We start from the raw sequence: 24,331 nt of genomic DNA on the forward strand, positions 1-24,331 counted from the left end.
TCAAAAATATCATCAATGGGTCATGACAAATATGGAGACCCAAAATACGCAATATACGTTCCAAAGAGCGTTCATGAGAAAATTAAGGGCTTATTAGACAGAGAGGTATTTGTAATTGTCATCCTACCAGATGATGAGGAATAGGATTATCGGCTTTAGAGAAGCAATTGATAACTTCCAATTTGTTACACGGAAAATAGAGTTTGATGAGTTGGATAAGGTAACTAGAATTGCTTATTATTACTCAAATGGTGTAAAGACTGGAATTAACCTAGCTTTAAGAGGAGTTTCCCTAAAACGCGTTTTGCTAAGAATCATTTGCTAATTCACAGTGTTATTAAATCTTTAAGGTTGGGTTTTAACGCTGTGTTAGTTAATCCTAAGGGTGCTACCAACTCGGAAGAGCATGAAAAGGTGATGAGGGAGAAGAGTTTTGATAGGCATACAGCCTCAGCTTACTTAATACATTAAGGGATTAGAAGTAATTAAAAATAACTAGTAGTTACGTAAAAAATGTTACAGACAGCAAATGGGAAATATAAAGGCATAGATATATCTGTAACCAGCACTGGCATAGGAGGTCCCTCGATATCTATAGCATTAGAAGAGTTACTTAGAATAGGATCAAATACTTTTATAAGGGTTGGAACATCAGGTGCTTTGCAACCATACATAGATATAGGAGATCTAATAATCGGAACTGGTTCATATAGGCTTGATGGGGCTAGTAAAGATTATGTTGAAAAAGGTTATCCTGCAGTAGCAAGCTTTGAAATCGTTAATGCTTTGGTTCAGGCTGCGGAAAGCCTAAATGTAAGATATCATGTGGGTTTAATTGCTAGTACAGATACTTTTTATGTTGGTCAGGGAAGACCAGGATTTAATGGTTATTTACCAAGAAATAAAGAAAATATTGTTGAAGATTTAATGAAATTAAATATTATGGCATTCGAGATGGAGTCTGCAACGCTTTTTACTCTTTCTCAGATTTTCAATGTAAGGTCAGGTTGCGTTTGTGCGGCTATAGCAAATAGAATAAAAGACGAATTTAGTCCAAACGCTGGAGTCAATAATGCATCTAAAGTCGCATTGGAAGCTGTTAAGTTGTTGTCTGAGTGGGATAAGCTTAAACAAGAGTATAACAAAAAATGGTTTTATCCAGGTTTATTAAAGATATAAAATTAGAGATATAAAATCTGAACCATAATAATTAAGGTGAAGCAAAATGAATAACATCAAAGTTGACAAAAATGGGGCAATATTACTAGGTAAAAATTTTACTGTTGACGGTTATAGCAATAGGCCTATAAGGGTTGTTACTCATGCTCATGAGGATCACATGAAAGGATTAAGAAAAAATATAAAAGAAAGTATTTTTATCATAGCAACTCCAATAACCCATGAGTTCTTGAATATATTAGGTTATCATATACCAGAAGAAAAGGCAATGAAACTGGATTACAATAGAACTGTAAATATAATGGGTGAAAATATAACATTAAAAAAGTCAAGGCATATAGCTGGAAGTGCTCAGGTAGTTGTTGATACAAAGGAAGAAATTATGGGATATACTGGGGATTTTAAATTACCAGGGACAGAGCCTTTGAAAGATTTAGATACATTAGTAGTTGATGCAACTTATGGTAATCTAAAGTATCAAAGAGGTTGGGCCGATTGGGATGCGCTAGGAGCTTTAATTAACATAATAGACGAGTATTCAAAAAAAGGCCCGATATGGATTTATGGGTATAATGGAAAATTGCAGGAAATTATGGTAATGCTAAGAGAAAGGGGTATAAAGAATAGATTTTTAGCAGATGAAAAGACTTTAAGGATGGCTCAAATAGCATCCAATTATTACGGAGTAAATTTAGGGGATGCATCTATATATAACAAAGGATTAGTAGAAGGTGACTCTATTATTTTTATTCATACATTTAGATACCAAGATTTTAGTAGGCTTGAAGGAACTCATATTATGTTAACTGGTTGGGAGCTTAGAGGGATTGCAGTAAAGATTAGTGAAAATCAATTTAATGTATCTTTTAGTGATCATGCTACATTTAAGGAAATAGTAGAATATGTAAAGGAATCTAATCCTAGAAAAGTTATAATAGATGGCTCAAGAAGTCAAGATTCTTGGTATATAGCTAAGTATCTCTCTAAAATATTAAATATAACAACTGAAGTAGAACCAAAATAGCTAAACAATTCCTCACGTTAAACATCTTATAAGTTACTTTCATTTTTGTTTCTATAGTCTTATATCTTTGAAGTTTGCAAAAAATCAGTATTAAACTTATAAAACTACTTATTTTTATAGATAAATGGTGAAATATCACGGAAAATATCCAAGAAGCAAATAAGAAATTAGAGCTGCTTAGGTCCTCTCTTAAATATTTTGAATCATATGAGACTATCATACCTCCAATTTTAATGAGTTCTGGAATTATAATAGGTATATTATCTAATTTATTGCAATATTATCAAATATTATCACTATCTTTGGTAGTTTTAGCAATTACATTTGCTTTTGCTGGATCTGCTATGGAAATTACGTATTTGCTAATATTAAAAAGGGTAGAAAAAATACTGTTAAATAAAAATGAAAGTTTAGTGCTTAGTGTAATATTGATAGCTATTTTAATGATGCTATATTTTGTAGTGATAGGTATGCCTTTGGTTCAATACTATCAAAAGAATTCATTAAAAAGGTTATCTCAACTATCACAAAATTATAAAAATTGCATCTTTGATAATCCTTTATTGTCTTTGATAACTTTTGGATATGGTTTGTCTATATATCAGGCGTGCAACGGTTTAAATATATCTAATATTATAAATAATACAATAAATAATTTAGATTTATCTATTAAAAAATAAAAGATAATTTTCTCCATAAAAAGAAGACCTTTTAATTTCTTTTTATTATGAGTATACGAGTTATTAATCGGAAATTGGTAAAGCTCCTTTAAACTTTTCTCCTCCTAGCGCAATTAATGGAAGTAAAATGGATGGTGCCTTAATAGATTCATCTAGAATTATTCTCCAACTTGACTTACAATTCTGACAATATACTAGACCTACCCTACCTTCTTTATCGCTGAAAACTCCTAGACTGAATTCCTCACTATTTCCGCAATAAGGACAAACTATTTTCTTTTCAGAAACTTTCCATATATAGCCGCAAAAATGGCAAACCATCTTATAATCATTATCAGCTTTTATCATAGTCTTGCTTTCAGAACCACATATGGGGCAATACGGACTTACGTTTAAGATTTCTCCATTTTTTTCTTTATATTTTTCTGCATAGAGCCTAGATACTGCTTGAAGAGCTATTAAAGATGCCTTTGCACCTCTAAAGTTCATATTGCCTTCTAAAGCCTCTTTAAAAGCTTCATCAGCATTATTGATATCTATTTCTTCTCCTAAAGCCTTAGATGCTTCTTTTATCAATGTCTGCATTAATCCGTTTTGTGAAAGTTCAGAGATAAGCTTGTTTAGATCATCTAAATTTAAATTGGTCAATTTATTGTTTATATCGTTTATTATGTTAAGTTGTATTTCCTCTATTTTTTTCGCTGTTTCTATATCTAGTTTAAATCCAGTAAGATGGCCGTATTTTCTTAAGGAAGAAATAAATTCTTCTAGGTTATTCAAAAAAATCAATCTCCTTTTAACTGTTTTTTAAGAGCTTCAATTTCTTTTATTAGTGCTGGGATTATTTGCTTATAGTCGCCAACTATTCCATAGTCTGCCTGTGAAAATATTGGGGCACTAGGATCATTATTAATTGCAATAACAACTTCTGCTTCTCTTATGCCAAACATGTGCTGCGCGGCACCACTTATTCCTACAGCCAAATATAATATAGGTTTAACAGATTTTCCTGTTTGTCCAACCTGTTTTTCATGGGGTATCCATCCCATATCTACAGCTTTCCTGCTACCTGCGACAGCAGCATTCATTTTAGATGCTAATTCTTCTATTAATTTGAATCCCTCAATATTTCCAAGTCCCTTTCCTCCACTTACTATTAATTCTGCTTTTTCTATAGGAACTTCATTAACTGCAAGAGTTTTTCTTGAGACTAATTTGGCTTTTGGTTTTGGTATGTCACTTATGGTCTCTTCTATGATTTCTCCCTTTCTATTTGGATCTCTAGGCGGCAACTTGAAAACATTAGGTCTTGCTGTTCCAATTTGTGGTCTTCTGGTAGGAGTCTTTATATAAGCAAGTAAAACAGCACCAAAAGGAGGTCTTATTAATAAAACATCCTTTGTTTTTTCATCTACGTCAAAATCTGTACAATCAGCTGTTATGCCTGCTCTTAGAGTATTAGCAACATATGGTCCCAATTCTCTGCCTCTCATAGTAGCTGAAATGAAAATTACAGCCGGTTTGTATTTTTTGGCCAGCTCAGCTATTGTTCTGGCATACGTATGAGGGGAATACATTGATAATCTTTCATCATCTAAAACAATAACCTCATCAGCACCGTATTCTATAAATTCCCGGGCATATTTTTTAACGTTGTGGCCAACTAATAATCCTACTATTTTTGTATTTAATTTTGTTGCTATTTTGTTAGCAGGGGTCAGCATCTGCAAGCTTGGCTCTGATAAACCTTTTTCGTCAACCTCTCCTACTACCCATACATTTTTGAAATCATTTAAGTTCTGGCAATCCCACTCAGGACATATATTACAATCACTTTTTGTTGAGCTCATTATTTCCCACCTCCCTCCTTTAAGGCTTTAATTAAAGCTTTAGATGCCTTTTCATCTTCCATTAAAGTCTTTATGAGCCATTTTGCTGCATCTTCCCCATCTTTAGGTGTGTAAATAACTTTCTTTCTTGGTACTTCAGGCACATCAACTGTTTTAGCAACTATTGTAGGTGATCCCTTCAAACCAGCACATCTAGGATCAAGTTTTAATTCATTGTTTGTCCAGGTAACAAGAGGTTTCTGGACTTTGTATCTTATTTTATTTATAAGTCTAACAGGTCTCGGTTTTAAAGCTTTCATATGAGTAGCTATAACAGCTGGTAATTCTACTTCCCAATCTTCTATGGCGTTTTCTAATACTCTTTCAACTAAGATTTTGTTATTGTCAATCAATTTAGCGCTGTGTGCATAATAAATATAAGGCCAATCAAGCCAACTTGCGGTTTGTGCTCCAATATGTGCTGTACTAGAATCTATAGTTTCTTGACCGAAAATTACTAAATCGACTTTACCTATTTCTTTGTCTATTTTCTCAATGGCTTTTGCTAATACGTAACTTGTAGCTAAGGTGTCTGCTCCAGCATAAACTCTGTCTGATACCAATATAGCTCTATCAACTCCCATTCCTATTAAATATTCTAAACCTCTTATTGCTGGCGGAGGTGACATAGTTAACGCTATCACTTCTCCTCCATAGGCATCTTTTAGTTGTAAAGCTAATTCTATAGCAGGCATATCATGTGGGTTTACAATGCTTGGAACGCCTTCTCTGATTAACGTACCTGTTTTGGGATCAATTCTTACGGAAGTTGTACCAGGAACCCATTTCATGCCAACAATAATTCTCATTTACATCACCTTTTATGTAAACCTATAGAAAATACCCTTTCCACTTTTTGGGTAATTCCATGTAATTGCTTCCATAGGGCATATCACCCTGCACGTACCGCATTCTACACAGCCTTCATAACTGAAGATTATTCCATTTTCTGACAGAACATAGCAACCAGCTGGACATAGATAAACACATGGTTTTGTTTTACAACTACCACATTTATTATAGTCAACTATTATGTGGGGATCTTCGTCTACATTCCATATATCGCTCTGTAATATATCTTCCAGTTTCATAGGTTTCTCTTCCTTTTTCTTCTCACTACTTTGCGTACTCACACTCTTCTCACTTGACCAACTACTCATATACCTCTCACCAACCCAAAAGCCTGAGAAATTAAATCAAAGGGCCCTACTTTTTCTTCTTTTAATGCCTGCATTAAGGCATCATAAATAGTTTCTTGTGTATATTCTCCTTCAAACAATTTCTCCATAACCTTAATTAGTATTGATGGATATTTTGACATTAATATTGGGTTATTTATTAACTGTTCAGTCCCACTATGCTTAAACAACTCATTATACATAAAGCTCCTTCTAACGTTAACATCGTATATTTGTAGGTTTTCATATGTAAAACCCCCATTGTTTCTAGCAAATTCAACAGCTTCAGCAGCAAGTTTTCCGCTATATACTGCATAGTCGACCCCCCTAAAGGTGTATCCTGTAGATAATAGTAATCCTGCTGCATCGCCTACAATTAGTAATCCTGGATATGCAAACTTTTCTGGCATGAAATGCGTTGCTCCTTCTATTGTTAAGTGAGCCCCATATTCAGAAATTATTGCATCTTTCCAGTATGGTTTGAAATATGGGTGGAATCTAAATTCTTCGATAAGTTTTGACACGTGTTCATCAAATTTTCCATTTTCAATAAAATTTATTGAGTGTTTGAGGTGAAGAACCAAACCCATACTTATGCTGTCCTTATTTGTATATATAAAACCTCCTCCTGGTATACCTTTAGTTATATCGCCCATAATAACCCATGCTAAACCTTCATCTGGATTAAGATTAAATGATGATTCTATATTATTTGCTCCTACCTTAAGTATTTCTTTAACTCCAAGGGCTATGTTATCTGGTTTTAGTCTTTCAACAATGCCAAGTCTCTCTAGTAAAAGCCTATTAACTCCTTCTGCATCAATAACTACATCGGCTTCAATGAAATCTGGACCACTTCTTACTCCTACAGCTTTTCCATCTTTCATTACTATTTCATCTATAGTTACTTCTGTTACAAATAACGCTCCAGCATCCTCAGCTTTTTTGGACATCCACTGGGTTAATTGCGTTAAATATGAAACAAAGCTAATCTTTTTTGCAGCTTTATATTCAAAAGTAATTGCTTTATCTCCTTGAACCATGCTTATTCTCTCTTTGGTAACCCATCTTTGTATTGGCGCTTCTTTATCTAGTTCGGGCCAAACCTCTCTTATTGGAGGCGCATAAACTCTCCCTCCATAGAGGTTTTTGTCTCCTAATCCCCTTCCTCTTTCTATAAGAAGCACTTTAAACCCTTTTTTTGCTAGTAAATACGCAGCAGATGATCCCGCAGGCCCTGCTCCAACAATAATGACATCAAATTTAGTTGGCAAATCAGGCAATCCATTCACCCAAGTCTATAGTTACCGAATTAAAAAATTATAATAAGTGGTTAAAAACTAATTTAAAATACAAATAATAAACGATTATTATATAAATACTTATTATTCTATTTAAATTTTATTTTTACAACTGAAAGCCTAGCCCTTTATGGTGGGGATGAGAATAGATTTTTAAGATTAAAAACTTATTAAAAATTGAGACAGCTACTAATGGAGTATACGTCACTGAAACATGAGGTATGCCTCTACCCCAACTAACAAGTGTAATATAGGAATCGTGTAGGGAAGCCCTAAATTAGGGCCAAAGTGTATATGTGTGTACCTATACTTTGAAAACATATCCCCGAGTTCTAGGGATCTGAGAGAAAAGGGCAACTCCCAGTGGGGGATAGGGGTAATTGGTTGAAACTCAGCCATTGGTCTATCTGGACGAAAGGAGCGGGGTGGGTAAAACCCACTAGCTATGAAGTGATGAAAATGAAGGCGGTAAATCACAAACCTATGATCTACCCTAAGGGAAACCTTGCCCTTCAGGGCGGGGAGGAGGTCAGAACTTAAAATAAATATTAATTAAAATGCTTTAACAGGTTGTTCTGCTCCGCAGGCCTCGCATACTAATACCCATATTTTACCACGATGTTCTATTTTTGTATCTATACTACCACATGTAGGGCATTTTACATAGGATTTTATGAAAATATCTAATAGTTGCTCAATTACTTTTCTAGACACTTTTACATTTAATATTAGTTGACCTGAATAATCTTCATAAGAGCCTGCTGATGCTAGTTCTTTAAGTAAGTATTTTGAAACTAGTTGTGGATCCCTTTTTAATTTTTGCGAGATATCTCTGAAATTTTTAATTATGGTTTGTGTTCCTACTCTTATAAGTTGCGTCTCTGGTAGTTGTAGATCAGATGTACCGCTTTTCGGAGGTATTTTTTGGTAAACTCTTTCTAATAGCTTGTCATAGTTTTTTAATAGATCTTCTTCTGCCATTCCAATCACCCATATTTGGGAAGCCTCATTCTTTAGGGCGGGGGGAGCTTATTAAACTAAATATGGTTAAGAATAAAAAAGCTTATAAGTTTTTGACATGACTCTTATTTTAAATTTGGTCATGGCAAGTCTAATAGACTAAAAGCCATATGCTACTTTTAGGCTATCGGTAAGCTCTGATAAGTTATGCAAGCTTTGTGAAGAGTGCTTGAGGTGAGAGATACCTAGTGGGGCAAGAACTTTTAACCTTCAGGTCGGGGAGCTATTAGCTTTCCTCATAGATATAGAATTAGAGGTTATTATTTTATTATATACATATAATATAGTAAATACAATCCTTGCCTTTTAGAACTTTAAGGAGGAAAGAAAAGGGGGCATTTTTATTATTATTTTTAAATCCTAGGAGAAACGATAATTATCGCGTGGGCCGGTAGCTCAGACTGGAAGAGCGCTCGGCTTGCACCCGAGAGGCCCCGGGTTCAAATCCCGGCCGGTCCATTTTTGTTAATTAATTGAGTGAGAGATGATGCTATGGATAGTAATAACAACTGGTGAATGCAATTTAAAATGCGATTACTGTGGGGGATCTTTTCCAAAGGAAATAGTTCCATGGAAAGTAAACTATGATGTTGAAAATTTAAAAAAATTAATTGAAAAAGATAAATATCCAACAGTAATTTTTTATGGTGGTGAACCATTATTAAATTATAAATTTATTGAAAAGGTTATAGATAGTTTAGGAAATGCAAGATTTGGAATACAAACTAACGGTTTATTAGTAAAGTTATTACCTAAAGATTATTGGAAAAAAATTAGTGTAGCATTATTATCGATAGATGGTAGGCAAGAGATAAACGATAAGCACAGAGGAAGAGGGACATATAAAAAAGTAATAGAGTCTGCTAAATACATAAAAGACATAAATCCTAATATAGAAACAATTGCAAGAATGACTGTAACAAAGGATTCTAATATCTATGAGGAAGTAATTCACTTAATTAAATTGGGCTTGTTTGACAAAATACATTGGCAATTAGATGTTATATGGTCGGGTAAATGGGATTTTACCTCATGGGCAAAAAATAATTACCTACCTGGTTTAAAAAGATTAATTGAATTTTTTGTTGAAAGCTTAAGAAAAGGGAAAATTATTAAGATAATTCCATTTATTGGAATATTAAGCGCTCATTATTATCAAGGATACATTGGTTCTCCATGTGGAGCAGGCTATAAATCTGTTACCATTTTATCTGATGGAAGAATCTTGTCTTGTCCAATAGCAGTTAGAGAAAAATGGGCAGAGCTTGGAGATATATATAATGGCTATAAATTATTGGAAGATCCTTTGCCAGATTATTGCAAAAAATGTGAATTAAAGAGGTATTGTGGAGGTAGATGTTTTTATGCTCACATGGAATCTTACTGGGGGGAAGAAGGTTTTATTGAAATAGACGAAGTTAACAAAGAATACATAAGAATGGTTTTATCAATTATACCTGAGGTAAATCAATTAATTAAAAATGGTATAATAAAGATGGGGGATTTATATTATGATCCAACAGCCGATTCTACAGAAGTGATTCCATAAAATTTATGGATTGAAACCATTATTTTCTGCCCAATTTACAAAATCTTTAAATGCTGTATCAAAATCTGTGAAATTAAATTGATCCAGATATTTGCTTTTATAAATATAAGATGATCTTATAGACCTATAAATCATCTTTATTGATGAGGAAGGAGGAGAGATATAATATCCAATTCTGATTAAGCCTTTTAGAGGTATTGTTAAGCATCTTCTTTTTTTAAAATAATTACATAGGTAAGAGGAAACCTTTTCGATATCAATTTTTTGAGGCCAATTAACGTATACCCATTTACCATCAAAATTTCCTTCTGTTGATAGTTTAACAATTTTTGCTAAATCTTTTGAATACACTAAATTTTCTCCTCCTACCTTTATCTTTATGTTCTTTTTTGACAAATTATAAACAGCTTTCCATTGAGTTTCATAAGCATATGGTCCAAAAACTGTTGATGGTCTAAGTATAGCAAATTTATTATTTAGTTCTTCCTTGTTCTTTAATATTAATCTTTCGCCTTCAGCTTTTGAGATTTCATAGGGTGTTTTTTGGGAAAATAAATTACTATCTAAATGATTTTCTTCCTCGTAAAGAATAGACCCTTTTCCAAACTTAGCTTCACCTATTGAAGCTATACTACTTATATATATTAATCTGGAGGACTTTTCTTTTGAAACCTTGATAACATAATTTAAAATATTAACATGAGCTTCCATCATGGTTTTCAAATCTCCAGATAGCTTTCCTATGGTATATATAAAATTGTCCGCATCAATTCCTTTCAAACTTTGATAATCTATTTTATCTGTAATAACAAGTTCAGATCCTATTTCGCTTAGCTTTTTTGCTATATTTGGCCTTTTCCTTATAGAAGATTTTCTAGATACAACAATAACTTCGCTTTGTTTTGCCAGCTCTTCAGCTATATTAATACCTACAAATCCTACCCCGCCTATAATAGCATTTTTTACCATTTTATTCCCAGGTATTTTTATAATCTAAATTAATATTTTTAAATATTTATATTAATTAAAGAATTAGGCTTAATTCCTTTTTGTAAGTCCATTTTAATAATAAATAATAAATATACGGTTTTATATTTCTTCTTTTTTTATTTTAAATAGAAAGGTGGAAAATTGAACCAAGAGACTGACTTCATTGTAAGGAATGCAGATGAAAACGATATACCCGAAGTAATGGAAGTTAACTTAAGGACATTACCAGAAAATTACTGGTATGGATTTTATAAATTTGTATTAGACAAATGGGGAGACCTTTTCTTGGTTGCTGAGACTGATAAGAAAATTATTGGATATATAATGAACAGAATTGAAGATGCAAGAGATCCAGTATTATATGGTAAAGAAAATGAGCTTATTAAAGAAAAGAAGAGAAGTATAGAAGATATAATGAGTTCCTTTAAAAACATGTTTTCAGAATCACATAAAGTTGGTCATGTCATATCAATAGCAGTTCTTCCAGAATATAGAAAAAAAGGGATTGGGACAGCACTGCTAAATGAAGCGATTAAAAAAATGAAAGATAATTATGGAGCAGAAGCCGTTTATTTAGAGGTAAGGGTTTCAAATAAAGAAGCAATAAGTTTATATAAAAAGTTGGGTTTTGAAGAAGTTAGGATAGTTAAGGAATATTATAGAGACGGTGAAGATGCATACGTTATGGTAAAGAAACTATAAGCCTTCTTTAAAATTTTGAACATGTATACTAATCTGGTTTATAGCTAAGCTTAGCTTTTAAATCTTTAGCAACATAAGCTATAATAGGTGTTAAATATTGGAAATAGAAGAATCTAAATTTCATCCATCATCGACAATAATAAAAAGTTTTAGCGATACTCTCAAAGATAAATGTATTATACTAGCAGTAACAGCCAGTATTTCTCTTTACAGATCCTTAGATACGGCAAGGTGGTTAATGAGAAGAGGGTCAAAAGTAAAAGTTATAATGACTGAAGAGGCTTCCAATCTTATAAGCCCTGACATGTTTTATTGGGCTACAGGAATAAAACCAGTAGTGAAATTAACAGGGGCAACAGAGCATATAGCTTTGACTAGGGAATGTGATGCAATGTTAATCGCCCCAGCTACGTTTTCATCAATGTCAAAGATTGCTTATGGAATAACAGATAATCCGATATCTTTGACAGCAATAACTTTTATGGGATATAATAAGCCCATAATTTTGGTTCCTGCTATGCATGAAAAAATGGAAAATACAAAGCAATATGAAGAAATAGAAAAAAGGTTAAGACAAAGCGACATTTTTATAATAAGTCCATATGTAGCAGAAGAGGTAGCAAAATACCCCGATCCTCAGTTTGTTGCAAGGGTAACCGGATCTCATATGTTAAGACGTTATGATATGAGAGGTTTAAAACTACTAATTACAGCAGGAGCAACAAGGGCTTGGATCGACGATGTCAGATTTATAACAAACCCAAGCTCAGGAAGAATGGGCATAGAATTATCTATAGAAGCATATTCAAGAGGAGCCGAGGTAGATTTAGTTCATGGTCATACTGAGGTTCAAATTCCTCATACTGTAAATTCTTATCACGTTGATACAACAGAAGAAATGGCAAGCAAAATTAGTGATCTTACTTCTAAAAAAGATTATGATATAATAATTGGGGCTGCAGCGCCATTAGATTTTAATGTTGAAAAATTTGAAGGTAAAATGAGGAGTGAGTTAAGCTATAATATAAGTCTTGTTCCTGCGAAAAAAACATTAAAGTCCATATCTAGAAAGCCTAAGGTGTTGATATCGTTTGCTGCAGAGTCCATTAAAAGCGATGAGGAGCTTATAGAAAAGGCTAAAGAAAAAATAGTTAAATACGATTCGAACATAGTTGTTGCTAATCCTGCTAATTTATCGGGAGTTGGTTTTTCAAGTCTCTATGATAAAGCAGTGCTAATATTTAAAAATGGGGAAATTTTAAAAGTAGAAAAAACTTTAAAAGAAAACCTTGCTAGAATAATTCTTGATAGTGCAGTAAACCTAATAAGGGGTGGGTAAATTGAGGATTACAATAAACGACGTTATAAATATCGATTATGAACTTGCAAGAAAAAATATTGAGAAATTTATAAAGAATGAATTAGAAAATTCTAGTAGAAAGGGGTATGTAATTGGATTAAGTGGAGGAGTCGATTCTGCTACTGCATATTATTTAGCTGCTGAAGCTATAGGAATAGAAAATGTTATTGCCTTAATAATGCCTGACATAAATGTTACTCCTAAAGAAGATATAAACGATGCAAAGGATTTAGTTAAAAAAATTGGAGGTCAGATGCATATAATAGATATTTCTCCGATTGTTGAGGTATATAAATCAACATTACCTATATACCAAGAAACTGATGAAGTTCCATTAGGAAATATCAGGGCTAGAATTAGAATGACAATTCTTTATTACTACGCTAATAAGATGTCAAGGTTAGTTTTAGGAACAGGAGATAGAAGTGAAAGTTTTATAGGTTATTTCACAAAATATGGAGATGGAGGAGTCGATATATTACCCATAAGTCCCTTGCTTAAATCCCAAGTTAGAAAATTGGCTCAGAAATTAGGAGTCCCAGATAATATAGCATTAAAGCCAAGCAGTCCTCGGTTATGGAGTGGGCAAATGGCTGAAAAAGAACTTGGAATTTCTTACGATCAGATAGATATGATAATTTATTCTGTAATTGATAAAGGTTATTCTATAAAAGAAGCCTCAGAACTTACGGGAATTAGTGTTGATGTTTTTGAAAAAGTATTTAAAATGAATAAAGATAGCGAACATAAAAGGGTATTGCCCAAATCTATAGAAGTCGATAAGGTAATAAAATATTTAAGCTAATTTATTTTTGTTTATTATTCCTTCAAATTCAAATTCTTTTGCGTTATTTAATTTTTTGTTTATGTTTATTATCAAATTTTCCGCCATATCAATTATTTTTTCCGCCATATCAATTTCATTTAAGAGCTCATCTTCATATTCAGATTTAGCTTTTGTTAGGAATTCTACAATCATTGGTAAGTCATTAAAAGCTATCTTTTTAAGCAAATCCTTTTCTTCAGACGAAAGTTTCTTTCTTTTAGATAATTTCTCTAATAAATTAAAAATACGTTCTGGGTCAAGGCTGTAAAACTGGATTTTAAGTAGCTTAAGCTTTGGATCTTGGGTATTACCAGAGCCCCCTTCATAGCTATATATAGCATCTTCTAATGCCTTTTTATCAATTATATTCCACCAATGCTGAGAACTTGATTTATAAGTTGTCCTTATGATCTGGTATTCTTTTTCAAGTTTTGCTAATAAAGGAACTGGATTATAATCAAGGCCATATTTTATGAGAAAATCTTTTAGATCTTTTAGATCAAAATCTCCGAGTTTAGCTTTTCTATACGTTTTTGATGCATCGAGGAGGGACTTTAATACGTAATATCCTCTATCTCCATATTTTGCTAGAAATTCACTTAATGTAGTCCCCTCCTCTTCCAATATTAATACACCTAGTTTCATTAATGCTATTAATTTTCAGGTTTCCCAGAGTATATTAGTGAATAACATAATGCTTCCAGGAGTTGAACTTCCTGTAGACAATAATACGCATTACTCAATAATAGCTGAAAAAATATATAAGAAAATAGGTAAAAAAGAAATACTAAAGGGAGTTGACTTAAAAATTAGATATGGTGAGATACATGTAATAGCAGGTCATAATGGGGCAGGGAAAACGACTCTTTTTAGAATACTAGCTGGTTTGCTTAGATACGATTCTGGAAAATTATCGGTATTAGGTTTTGATCCAAGCAAAAATCAATATGAAATAAGCAAATATTTAGGATATGTGCCAGAGGATTCATCTCCATATGAAAGGCTTACAGGATTTGAAAATCTGAGAGTTTTTGCATTGATTTACAGCGATGGTGATGAAAAAACAGCAGAGAAATTTATAAAAAGGGGGGCTGAAATATCAGAGCTAACTCATGAAGATCTCTTAAGAAAAGCAGGAGAGTATAGTAATGGAATGAAAAAGAGATTGCTTATAGCTAGGGCAATAATGCATGATCCAAAGCTTGTATTGTTAGATGAACCAACAAACGGTTTAGATGTATTTTCTGCTTATAAAATAAGAAAACTAATTAGGTCAATGTCTTCTACTGGAACAACATTTGTTATAGCAACGCACAATATGTCAGAGGCAGAAATGCTTGCTGATAGCATAACTTTTATTGCATATGGCACAATACTTTACTCTGGTTCTGTTAGATCAGCTATAGAAGAATTCAATTCAGTTAACCTAGAAGAAGCTTTTATTAAAGCTGTTGGTGAAAAATATGAAGTCTAAAGCTATTATATGGAAAGAGCTATTGGATTTGAGTAGAGATAAAAGAACTTTGGCTGCTATGATACTTATACCTTTTATAGGATTGCCTGCAATCGCTTTGCTCGCGAGCGGCTTAACTTATGCACAAACGACAACAGTTTACATAGAAGTTCTAGATAAAAATTCGACTGATATAGCTAGATTTATATCATCTCAACTTATTAGTTATGCTGATAGTAATGGATTAAAGGTAAATGTTACCATATCTGATTCTTCCCCAACTAATGTTTACAATATATTGCTTATAATTCCTAAGGGTTTTTATAATAATATTTCTAGTATAAATGGTGTTGGTGTAGTTTATTTAAAAAGCCTTGTTGGAAGCGTGCAAAGCAATGAGATTGAATCATTAATAGAATCTATATTAGGACAAATAGAAGGTAACATAGTTATAGGTAGGGTTCAAAAGTTATCTAACATATCTGGTATAAAACTTAATGCAACTAACTTTTTAAATCCAATCAATATATTTACAGGTTATTATCTTCCATCGGGAAAACCTGCGACAACTTCTCAAGTTGAGTTAAGTTTTTCTGCAAGATTACTAGAATTTTCCTTGTTTTTTGTTGCAAATCCAGCAATAGTTTTTATGGGAGATAGCATACTAGGAGAAAAAGAAAGAAAAACACTAGAGACATTGATATCGACACCGGCTCCTAAAACAGCAATAATAGTTGGTAAGATGTTTGCTTCAATAGTTATCGGTTTAATAACGGCTATAGCAGACAGTCTAGGAGTTATAATTTATTTATCTATGATAGCTCAAGGTGGATTAAGATTAACTGCTGGACTAGTTCTTGTAACATTTTCTGTTAGTGCTATGCTAGTTATAATGACAGCGGCTATAATAACTCCGATAGTTTTGAGAAGTTCTTCTGTTAGATCTGCTCAGGCTATGTCTTATCTTATTATGATGGTAGCTCTTGCCATTTATTTCAGCACACTGTTTGTAGATATACAAAGGCTTCCAAGTTTTATAGAAGCAATTTTATTAATAATACCGTTCACACATGCGGCATTAGCGATATCAAATTATGTATTGGGTCAATATTTGGATATGGTTTTAAACTTTCTTGTTATGATAGCATTTACATTATTGGGAGTCTATATTTCCATAAAGGCTTTTGATAGCGAAAGGTTGATAATAGCAAAATAATGAATTTTTATTAGATTTTATGAACCTACTGCAAATGTTGAAATAATGTAATATTCAAGTTCGTTTTCGTCTTTTTTAGTTACTTTGAATTCTATCTTTTTTTCTTTAAATTCTCTATAATATATTTCTTGGCTCATTTCTTTCACCTATTTAATATATTGGCGACAAAACCTTATAAGGTATAGCCCTAGCATAGTTAGACTTCTGTCTATATAATTTTATGGTCTTTTATTCCTAGGTATTATAAAATCTTTAGGAGCTTTTTCAAATATTTCTAAATATTTTTTGAGGGGTTTAGGTATTATAACAGTTCCATCTGGTTGTTGATAATTTTCTAATATGGCTGTTATGGCTCTTGTAGATGCAATACCTGTGCTGTTTAATGTATGTACATAATCTCTAATCATACCTTTCCTTCTTATTAATCTTATGTTAAGCCTATAGGCCTGCCAATCTGTACAATTGCTTCCGCTAACCATCTCTCTATACTTTCCTTGCCCTGGCATCCATACTTCTAAATCATATTTCTTAACAGCGCACGCCCCTAAATCTCCAGATGCTATATTTACAACTCTATAAGGTAGTCCTAATCCTTGAAAAATTTCTTCTGAATTTGAAATAAGCTCTTCGTGGTATTTTTTGCTTTCTTCTGGTAATGAATATATAAATTGCTCAACCTTGTGGAATTGATGCACTCTAAATATACCTTTTAGATCCCTATTTCCAGCCCCGGCCTCTTTTCTAAATGCAGGACTAAATCCAACATATTTCTTAGGTAACTCATCATCATATATTTCTTCATTATAATAAAGGGCAGCAATTGGATGCTCTGCAGTTGCTATCATATATAAGTCTTCATTTTCTATTTTATATATGGCGTCCTGAAACGTAGCTAAATCTATAACTGAATTGATTACATCGTATCTCAGCATATAAGGAGGCAAAATCAATCTATATCCTTTAGATGTTAGTTTATCAATGGCATAAAGTAAAAGGGCAAAATCAAGCCATACTATATCTTCAAATAAATAATAAAATCTTGATCCTGAAACTTCGGCCGCCTTTAACGTGTCTCCTAATTTTAAAACATTTTCAAGCATATCAGCATGTCCAACTGGTTTATAATCAATTATTTCATAATCAGCTTTTAGTCCATATTTTTCTGTTTGATCTTTAAATTGTTCTATGTATTCTTTATATACTTTTGCCTTTCCCCAGAATCTTATAGGTATTGTAGAATCTTCGCCTCCTACTGGTACATCTTCTAAAACAATGTTTGGTAAATTTCTTAAGGCATAATCTCTTTTGTTCTCAATTTCTTTAAGCTCCTTTTCTGCGTTTTCAAGCCTAATACTTAACTCTTTAGCTTCTTCTAGCAGTTTCTTTTTCTCATCATCTTTAGCTTTGGCTATTGCATTGCTTACTACGTTATGTTTATGTCTTAGTTCATTTATTTCTGTTAAAACTTTTCTCCATTTGTTATCTAAATTAATTACTTCATCAACTATATTTGTATCCATTTGCCTTTTTTTAATACTTTCTCTGAGCTTTTCTGGGTTATTTCTTAGTAGCTCCAATATTGACCAGGGCATTTTGCTCCCCAAAGAATTGTAAAAAATAGGACTATTTTTATTTATCTAGGCAATTGAATTAATTTTATAATATAAAAATACTTTGAATCTTAAATTATAATTTTCTATTTTTTAATTTTGATTTTCATAAGATGAGATTTTCATGTTTTTATATAGAAGGAGTTAAGGAAGCAAAGCTCATCCTAAAGGGCTGAATCCTTTCTCATGTTAATAGAAATCTTTTTATATCCATTTATTATCAACTAATCTTGTGGAGAGACTATGGAGAGACTGCTGAGACCTAAGGAGGCTTGCCAACTACTCGGTATTTCATACTCAACATTGTTAAGGTGGATTAGAGAGGGTAAGATAAGGGTGGTAACAACTGAAGGCGGGAAGTATAGGATACCTTATAGCGAGGTTAAAAAGTACTTAGAGAGGAGGGAAGAGACGAGGGCAGTAATTTACGCTAGGGTTTCTTCAGCTGATCAGAGAGAAGATTTGGAGAGACAAATAAACTATCTAATGAATTACGCAACGGCTAAGGGTTATAAAGTGGTCGAAGTACTGAAAGATATTGCAAGCGGGTTGAACACACAAAGGAAAGGTTTACTGAAGCTCTTCAAACTGGTTGAGGGAAAGAATATAGATGTCGTATTAATAACATATAAAGACAGATTTACAAGATTCGGGTTTGAGTATTTAGAGGAATTCTTTTCAACCATTGGAGTTAGGATCGAGGTTATTCTCGGAGAAGAACCTAAGGAAGCCACACAAGAACTAGTTGAAGACTTAATCTCAATAATAAACTCATTCGCAGGAAAAATTTACGGAATGAGGAGTCATAAGAAGTCAGTCTTTATTCAAGGTGTAAAAAAACTGATGGGTGAGTTAAGTGGAAAGGACAGTGAAGTTAAGGGTTAAGGTTAATCACGAAACTTACTCAGCACTTAGAGAGGTAGAGGAGGAGTACAGAAAAGTTCTGGAGGATGCAATAAATTATGGGCTGTCGAACAAGACTACCTCCTTCACTAGGATTAGAGCTGGAATTTACAGGAATGAGAGGGAGAGGCACAAGGACTTACCCTCACACTACATTTATACTACTTGTGAAGATGGCAGTGAGAGGTTGGACAGCTTTGAGAAAGTGAAGAAGAAAGGTAGGGCTTACACTAATAAACCTTCAGTAAGGAAGATCACTGTTCACTTAGATGATCACTTATGGAAGTTCAGCCTCGACACGATTTCGATATCAACAAAGAAGGGAAGAGTTTTCATTTCTCCAATCTTCCCTAAGATCTTCTGGGAGTATTATAACAAGGGCTGGAGGATTGCGAGTGAGGCTAGGTTTAGACTAATGAAAGGTAACGTGGTAGAGTTCTTCATAGTTTTTAAGAAGGACGAGCCTAAACCTTACGAGCCTAAAGGTTTTATCCCAGTTGATCTCAATGAGAATTCAGTCTCTGTATTATTTGATGGAAAACCGATCCTTTTAGAGACTAACATCAAGAAAATTACTCTAGGCTATGAGTATAAAAGGAAGTCAATAACTACTGGTAGGTCTACTAAGGATAGAGAAGTTAAGAGGAAGTTGAGAAACTTGAGAGAGAGGGATAAAAAGGCTGATGTTAGGAGGAAGTTAGCTAAGCTGATCATAAAAGAGGCTTTTGAAAGCAAGAGTGCCATAGTTTTAGAGGACTTGCCCAAGAGAACTCCACAGCATATGGTTAAGAATATGAAAGACTCTCAGCTTAGGTTGAGGATTTATAAATCGGCATTTTCCTCAATGAAGAATATTATTATTGAGAAGGCTAAGGAGTTTGGAGTCTCCGTGGTCTTAGTTAATCCTTCTTATACTTCTTCGACTTGTCCAGTTCACGGGACAAAGATTGCTTATCAACCCGATGGGGGCGATGCCCCAAGGGTTGGTGTTTGCGAAAGGGGGAAGGAAAAGTGGCATAGGGACGTGGTTGCTCTGTATAATTTGAGGAAAAGGGCTGGAGATGTGACCCCCGTGCCGTTGGGGTCGAAGGAGTCCCATGACCCACCTACCACAAGTGGGTGGTTGAGGGCTAAGTCCCTACACTTGATCATGATTGAAGATAAAATGATTGAAATGAAAGTGTAGGGACAAACGGAAAGGATTTATAAACTCCTAAAAAACATTTAAATAATCACGCAACATACTTTCTTTTGGTACTTATGTTAGCCTTTAGATTCAGCTTTCTTGAATATTTTAGCAAACACCAAGGGCATTAAAAATCTGATTGAAAATACCATGTATATATAATAAATAGCAAACAGATATTTATCATTAAAGGGATAAAAGAGGTTTGATGTAGGTGATGTTAATGCAATCTTGGACCAATGCCGAAGTTAGTAAAAAATGAAGCACCCATAAAAGGGGTGTAACCTTCTAGACCTCAAGGAACTCTTCAAAATAGGGAAGAGGTTAAAATTCATCCAACCCATTTATATAGAAATACTATAACACTATAGAAATAAACGGAATTTCCATTGTTAACATTGATTGGGTTTGAAACAAATATTGCAACAGGAACAAATTGGTGTAGTGGTGTTGCAGTAATAGGTTCTGGAACGAAACCCGATGAAGTTGCATAAGCTATAGCTGTTGGTGTGAAGTTTGTAGCATTCTTAAGGAATTCGGCTCCTTGGCCGAAAACTCCATATTGTTTAAGGCTTTCAATACCGTTTATCATCATGCTATAAAGTAAAGTGTTTAGTACTGTTGAAACATTTTGCGATGGAGATCCTACAAATCCCGGGAACTGAACAAAAGTTGCACCTTGATAAGTTGTCTCTGATGTATAATTTGTAAATAATGGAGATGGCAAAAATGGATTTACTTTATAAGCTATTCTAAGCATTTGATATGACTTCGCTATATCTCCCATGCCATATGTTATAGCATAAAATTGAGCACTTGAACTTAAAGTCATTATATTTGGATATGGAAACATTATAACTTGTCCTGTTGAATTCTGATACTCTCCTACAAAAACATCATATGATAATAGATAAGTATTATTTGGCTTAGCATGCAAATAGTTTAATAATGCTGATGCTTCATCTTCATTTCCAGTTAAAATACTAGCTAAAACTTGTATCTGAGTACCATTTAAGGTAGATCCATCGGCTACTGTTGTTCTATTAGAATTAACTGTAATCCAATATCCATAGTCCCACCAGCTTATTACAAGAGCATTACTGCTTGTGTTTTCTTTAAGGTAGTTCAATGCACTTGTCCAAGCATTATTTAATGGTACAACTACCTTCGCTCCTGTAGGCGTTTGCAAAGTTAGGGGTTGCATCCAACCAGTACTTAATGCAGGTGCCATATATTGCATTGTTACATAATCTTGATATCCATAGTATATTCCAAATCCTACAATAATTATGCCTAAGAGTATTGCAACTATTATTGCTGTCTGTTCCGTTTCAGTACTCTTGCTTACTTGCTTCCCTTTCTTATAAGATACTTCTTTTTTAAACATGAAAAATAGACCAATAGTTATTCCAGCTGTTATATCAAAGAAATAGTTTGCAGAAGCCAAGAAGTATGATTCGTTAATATTTCCATATAAAAACAAAAATGCTACTACAAAAAATGCTAGCATTAATGTTTCACTAAGTACACCTATTCTTTTTCTAGCTAAATAGTAAATTAAAGCAATTAATCCTATTGAGGATACAAAAACTAGAGGCCCGTAAGATTGAAATATTGATGAAAGATTAGTTCCTGAATATTCTGCTACAGTAAGGGCTAAAACTGAAGATGTAGGAGTAACACCTAGCGCTAGTAGAACTCTTGAAGGAAAAGATAATATATCTGAATAAATGGCAGCTCCTATTATAGCTATTCCAGCAATAATGACCCAAATATGGACTTTATAGCTAAAATTCCTTGTTATTCCAATTTTGTTTAAAGGTATTTTGTCAAGATATGATTCTATTAAATAGACTATTAATAATATAGGTATGGCGAGTCCTAAACTCTTGGTGAAGTAATGTAAACCTGCAGCAGGTGATAATATTACTGGTACAGCAAAACCTATTGAAAGAAATAGATGCTTGATCCAATTGTTAAAACTTGGCTTCGATATAAACGGGTCTAATATTAAAATTAATGATATTAAAAGCGTTATATAATCATATCCTCCCCATATCCATGAAACTGCTCCAGCAATTAATCCTCCTATAAATAAATAGACAAGAGATCTAATTTTTTTAAAGGATTTATATCCTAATATTAAAAAAAGGAATGCAAGAGAAAAGAATGCAAGTCCTGCATTAGTTTTGCCTGGGTAATCAGCAAAAGCTTTGAATAGGAATCCTCCAGGATAAAACGCAAATGAAAATGAAGATATGAGACCTGCAAGTCTTGAATTGGTTAATTTCCATATAGCAAAGAAAAGCGATAGTGTGCTTAATCCTGCCATGAATACAGGTTGCAAAGCAAGCGTTTGTATAACATCAAGTCCAAACTTACTTGTTACATATTTTGTTATAAATGCTATAAGCATGGCGCCTCCTATATATTCGGTTTTTAAGAAATTTCTGCCCCATGGATACCAAAACAATTTAACATCTGTTAGACCAGCTAAATTAAAACCATTATGATAAAAATAGTTGGATAGCCAATATAAAATCCATGGGTCGTTTCCATTTAATACGTTTATGCCGTAAACTTTAGCGGGTATTAATCTAATATATACTGTTATAGCAGTGATAAAAATTGCAATAATAATTGATAATATTGTTCCCAGCTTTTTATCTAACAATTCGATAAATGTTCTAGGCATAGATTTTTGTTCTTTTTTACCAGCTTTACTCAAGTCTTCCTCACTCTCTATCCAGTTAATATTAATTTAAATTGACTGGACTATATATAATTTTATTTTTCAATCCTTGTTTGAATTACTATTATAAAATATGTGATTTTAGATCATTTTTAAAATAATTTTGCGTAATAATATTACTATATAGTTTATTTATATTATATATAGTTATATAGATCTACGTCGAAATCTTTATAAAGTAAATAGAATAAGTGAAAATTGGTGATAAAATGAGTAATCCGTTTAAGCCATTGGATGAGAAGAAACTAAGCTGGTTTCATTTAAAATCTATGATAACTACAGGAATGGGAGTTTTTACTGATGGATACGATTTGGCATCGATAGGTATAGTACTATTAACAGTGCTTTCAAGCTACGGAATAACAAAAACTAGTCCTTCTTATACTTTCTACGTTACTTGGGTAAGTGGTTCAGCGTTAATAGGCTCAGCAATTGGGGCAATTATATTTGGAATTCTAGCAAACAAAGGAAGAAAGACGTTCTATGGAATAGACGTTTCATTATTGGCTATAGGAGCTGTCTGTAACATTTTTACGTAACTACTCGTTATTTTTAATTACTTCTAATCCTTTTAACGCTATTAAGTAAGCTGAGGCTGTATGCCTATCAAAACCCTTCTCCCTCATCACCTTTTCATGCTCTTCAGAATTTGTAGTACCCTTTGGATTAACCAGAATAACGTTAAAACCCAACCTTAAAGATTTAATAACACCGTGAATTAGCAAATGCTTCTTAGCAAAACGCGTTATCTTCCTATTACCGCTTTTACTCCTAGTAAACTTCCTCCTCTTAACTAGAAATAAATCCTCAAATACTACATAATCAACGCCAACCTTTGATAGAAAATTAAGGGCTTGTGAAAGAGCGTTTAACCTCAAAGCCATTGCTTTCCCTTTAGGAAAACCGTGGGAAACAACCTCGCTATACCACCAAGTTTTGAAAGTAATAATTTTACCCTCCTTGTTAATTACAACAACATTTAACCTATCACTGTTTAAATCGAAACCAGCAAACAAACCATAACCATTAGGTTTTGATAAAGAGAAGTACTTTAAGTATAACCAAAGTGGGATTTGAAGGTGAATCATTGGTTTTTCCTTAAAGGAAACTACCGCACCATAACCCTCCACCTTTCTTTTAGATAACTCTTCTAACTCATGAAGTAGTGGTAAGTACTCCCTGCCAAAATATGCCTTCCCATGAACCCACTTGCCCCAAGGGTCTTTAACCTTAATTAACACGTGGTCTTCTAAAACGTGAAATTTTATCCCCCTATTGCCCTTATCGCTTTTATTCCCCCTACAAGCGATCCAATTCTTTCTAATTTCAATCTTACTCCCTTTATTCTCGACCAATGCTAAGGCTTGTTTATAAGCAGTTTCGGCATAGAATGCGTAAGGAATGATCTTATACAACTCCTTAACAGCATCGTTTAGGGAAACTCCTTTTAAAGCTAGGTTAATTCCAGCCTTTACACCCTTTGAGTAATAATAAGCAATTCTAGTTACTTTAC

General features: G+C 33.3%; 23 protein-coding genes, 1 tRNA gene and 2 pseudogenes. 15 read left to right on the forward strand and 11 right to left on the reverse strand.

The features are described from left to right. The first annotated feature begins 115 nt into the window (after positions 1-115). From RXO53_RS04545 to RXO53_RS04565, 5 genes and pseudogenes are all read left to right on the forward strand, one after another. On the forward strand, positions 116-325 hold the full coding sequence (locus tag RXO53_RS04545; protein ID WP_410713071.1) for a hypothetical protein: 210 nt from the start codon (positions 116-118) through the stop codon (positions 323-325). Continuing rightward, positions 298-499 (forward strand): annotated as a pseudogene (locus tag RXO53_RS04550) (hypothetical protein); the annotation flags it as partial. The gene RXO53_RS04545 and the pseudogene RXO53_RS04550, both read left to right, overlap by 28 nt. 14 nt (positions 500-513) lie before the next feature. Continuing rightward, a complete protein-coding gene (locus tag RXO53_RS04555) occupies positions 514-1,179 on the forward strand; it encodes a nucleoside phosphorylase (protein ID WP_410713072.1) in 666 nt (221 codons plus the stop codon). Positions 1,180-1,225: 46 nt separating this feature from the next. Further along, positions 1,226-2,203, forward strand: coding sequence for an MBL fold metallo-hydrolase (locus tag RXO53_RS04560; protein WP_410713073.1), 978 nt, complete (start codon positions 1,226-1,228; stop codon positions 2,201-2,203). Positions 2,204-2,436: 233 nt separating this feature from the next. Next, positions 2,437-2,883 (forward strand): hypothetical protein, encoded by a 447-nt coding sequence (locus RXO53_RS04565; protein WP_410713074.1) that lies wholly within the window; start codon positions 2,437-2,439, stop codon positions 2,881-2,883. 63 nt (positions 2,884-2,946) lie between these two features. On the opposite strand, the gene fdhE is transcribed toward RXO53_RS04565, so the two are convergent. From fdhE to RXO53_RS04595, 6 genes are all read right to left on the reverse strand, one after another. Further along, a complete protein-coding gene (gene fdhE, locus RXO53_RS04570) occupies positions 2,947-3,663 on the reverse strand; it encodes a formate dehydrogenase accessory protein FdhE (protein ID WP_410713075.1) in 717 nt (238 codons plus the stop codon). A 5-nt stretch (positions 3,664-3,668) separates the two neighbouring features. After that, on the reverse strand, positions 3,669-4,733 hold the full coding sequence (locus tag RXO53_RS04575) for an electron transfer flavoprotein subunit alpha/FixB family protein (RefSeq protein ID WP_410713076.1): 1,065 nt from the start codon (positions 4,731-4,733) through the stop codon (positions 3,669-3,671). Then, positions 4,733-5,581, reverse strand: a complete 849-nt coding sequence (locus RXO53_RS04580; RefSeq protein WP_410713077.1) for an electron transfer flavoprotein subunit beta/FixA family protein — start codon at positions 5,579-5,581, stop codon at positions 4,733-4,735. Before RXO53_RS04580 ends, RXO53_RS04575 begins: the two co-directional genes overlap by 1 nt. A gap of 12 nt (positions 5,582-5,593) precedes the next feature. Beyond that, positions 5,594-5,932, reverse strand: coding sequence for a ferredoxin family protein (locus RXO53_RS04585; protein WP_410713078.1), 339 nt, complete (start codon positions 5,930-5,932; stop codon positions 5,594-5,596). Then, complete coding sequence (locus RXO53_RS04590; protein ID WP_410713079.1) at positions 5,929-7,242, reverse strand: FAD-dependent oxidoreductase; 1,314 nt, start codon at positions 7,240-7,242, stop codon at positions 5,929-5,931. The genes RXO53_RS04585 and RXO53_RS04590 overlap by 4 nt, the downstream gene beginning before the upstream one ends. Positions 7,243-7,803: 561 nt before the next feature. Beyond that, on the reverse strand, positions 7,804-8,232 hold the full coding sequence (locus tag RXO53_RS04595; RefSeq protein WP_410713080.1) for a translation initiation factor IF-2 subunit beta: 429 nt from the start codon (positions 8,230-8,232) through the stop codon (positions 7,804-7,806). 424 nt (positions 8,233-8,656) lie between these two features. On the opposite strand from RXO53_RS04595, the gene RXO53_RS04600 reads away from it, so the two are divergent. Both RXO53_RS04600 and RXO53_RS04605 read left to right on the forward strand, forming a co-directional pair. Then, positions 8,657-8,730 (forward strand) — tRNA-Ala (locus RXO53_RS04600). Between the two features lie 28 nt (positions 8,731-8,758). Continuing rightward, the gene (locus RXO53_RS04605) at positions 8,759-9,820 is read left to right on the forward strand and encodes a TIGR04084 family radical SAM/SPASM domain-containing protein (protein ID WP_410713081.1); all 1,062 of its coding nucleotides are present in this window, start codon (positions 8,759-8,761) and stop codon (positions 9,818-9,820) included. 3 nt (positions 9,821-9,823) lie between these two features. On the opposite strand, the gene RXO53_RS04610 is transcribed toward RXO53_RS04605, so the two are convergent. Beyond that, the gene (locus tag RXO53_RS04610) at positions 9,824-10,789 is read right to left on the reverse strand and encodes an NAD-dependent epimerase/dehydratase family protein (protein WP_410713082.1); all 966 of its coding nucleotides are present in this window, start codon (positions 10,787-10,789) and stop codon (positions 9,824-9,826) included. Between the two features lie 162 nt (positions 10,790-10,951). On the opposite strand from RXO53_RS04610, the gene rimI reads away from it, so the two are divergent. From rimI to RXO53_RS04625, 3 genes are all read left to right on the forward strand, one after another. Beyond that, positions 10,952-11,512: a ribosomal protein S18-alanine N-acetyltransferase gene (gene rimI, locus RXO53_RS04615; protein WP_410713083.1), complete on the forward strand. Its 561-nt coding sequence runs from the start codon at positions 10,952-10,954 to the stop codon at positions 11,510-11,512. Positions 11,513-11,609: 97 nt separating this feature from the next. Further along, a complete protein-coding gene (gene coaBC / locus RXO53_RS04620) occupies positions 11,610-12,851 on the forward strand; it encodes a bifunctional phosphopantothenoylcysteine decarboxylase/phosphopantothenate--cysteine ligase CoaBC (protein ID WP_410713084.1) in 1,242 nt (413 codons plus the stop codon). Further along, a complete protein-coding gene (locus RXO53_RS04625; protein WP_410713085.1) occupies positions 12,844-13,677 on the forward strand; it encodes an NAD+ synthase in 834 nt (277 codons plus the stop codon). Before coaBC ends, RXO53_RS04625 begins: the two co-directional genes overlap by 8 nt. Here RXO53_RS04625 and RXO53_RS04630 read toward each other — a convergent pair. Beyond that, a complete protein-coding gene (locus tag RXO53_RS04630) occupies positions 13,669-14,322 on the reverse strand; it encodes a hypothetical protein (protein WP_410713086.1) in 654 nt (217 codons plus the stop codon). The genes RXO53_RS04625 and RXO53_RS04630 overlap by 9 nt on opposite strands. Before the next feature lie 58 nt (positions 14,323-14,380). Here RXO53_RS04630 and RXO53_RS04635 point away from each other — a divergent pair, with 58 nt between their 5' ends. Together RXO53_RS04635 and RXO53_RS04640 are read left to right on the forward strand one after the other, a co-directional pair. Continuing rightward, a complete protein-coding gene (locus tag RXO53_RS04635) occupies positions 14,381-15,172 on the forward strand; it encodes an ABC transporter ATP-binding protein (protein WP_410713087.1) in 792 nt (263 codons plus the stop codon). Further along, on the forward strand, positions 15,162-16,367 hold the full coding sequence (locus tag RXO53_RS04640; protein ID WP_410713088.1) for an ABC transporter permease: 1,206 nt from the start codon (positions 15,162-15,164) through the stop codon (positions 16,365-16,367). The genes RXO53_RS04635 and RXO53_RS04640 overlap by 11 nt, the downstream gene beginning before the upstream one ends. Positions 16,368-16,585: 218 nt before the next feature. Here the strand turns inward: RXO53_RS04640 and serS are convergent, their stop codons facing one another. After that, positions 16,586-17,959, reverse strand: coding sequence for a serine--tRNA ligase (serS, locus tag RXO53_RS04645; protein WP_410713089.1), 1,374 nt, complete (start codon positions 17,957-17,959; stop codon positions 16,586-16,588). A 261-nt stretch (positions 17,960-18,220) separates the two neighbouring features. Here serS and RXO53_RS04650 point away from each other — a divergent pair, with 261 nt between their 5' ends. Together RXO53_RS04650 and RXO53_RS04655 are read left to right on the forward strand one after the other, a co-directional pair. After that, a complete protein-coding gene (locus tag RXO53_RS04650; protein WP_410713090.1) occupies positions 18,221-18,862 on the forward strand; it encodes an IS607 family transposase in 642 nt (213 codons plus the stop codon). Continuing rightward, positions 18,846-20,066 (forward strand): RNA-guided endonuclease InsQ/TnpB family protein, encoded by a 1,221-nt coding sequence (locus RXO53_RS04655; protein ID WP_410713093.1) that lies wholly within the window; start codon positions 18,846-18,848, stop codon positions 20,064-20,066. Before RXO53_RS04650 ends, RXO53_RS04655 begins: the two co-directional genes overlap by 17 nt. A gap of 331 nt (positions 20,067-20,397) precedes the next feature. Here RXO53_RS04655 and RXO53_RS04660 read toward each other — a convergent pair whose 3' ends face one another. Beyond that, positions 20,398-22,794: a hypothetical protein gene (locus tag RXO53_RS04660; protein ID WP_410713091.1), complete on the reverse strand. Its 2,397-nt coding sequence runs from the start codon at positions 22,792-22,794 to the stop codon at positions 20,398-20,400. Positions 22,795-23,027: 233 nt separating this feature from the next. Here RXO53_RS04660 and RXO53_RS04665 point away from each other — a divergent pair. Then, positions 23,028-23,351, forward strand: a pseudogene (locus RXO53_RS04665) (MFS transporter); the annotation flags it as partial. A gap of 6 nt (positions 23,352-23,357) precedes the next feature. Here the strand turns inward: RXO53_RS04665 and RXO53_RS04670 are convergent. Beyond that, the coding region (locus tag RXO53_RS04670) for a hypothetical protein (RefSeq protein ID WP_410713092.1) at positions 23,358-24,331 on the reverse strand (974 nt) is incomplete at its 5' end.

It is taken from the genome of Caldisphaera sp., from assembly GCF_046536515.1.
GTDB lineage: Archaea > Thermoproteota > Thermoprotei_A > Sulfolobales > Acidilobaceae > Caldisphaera.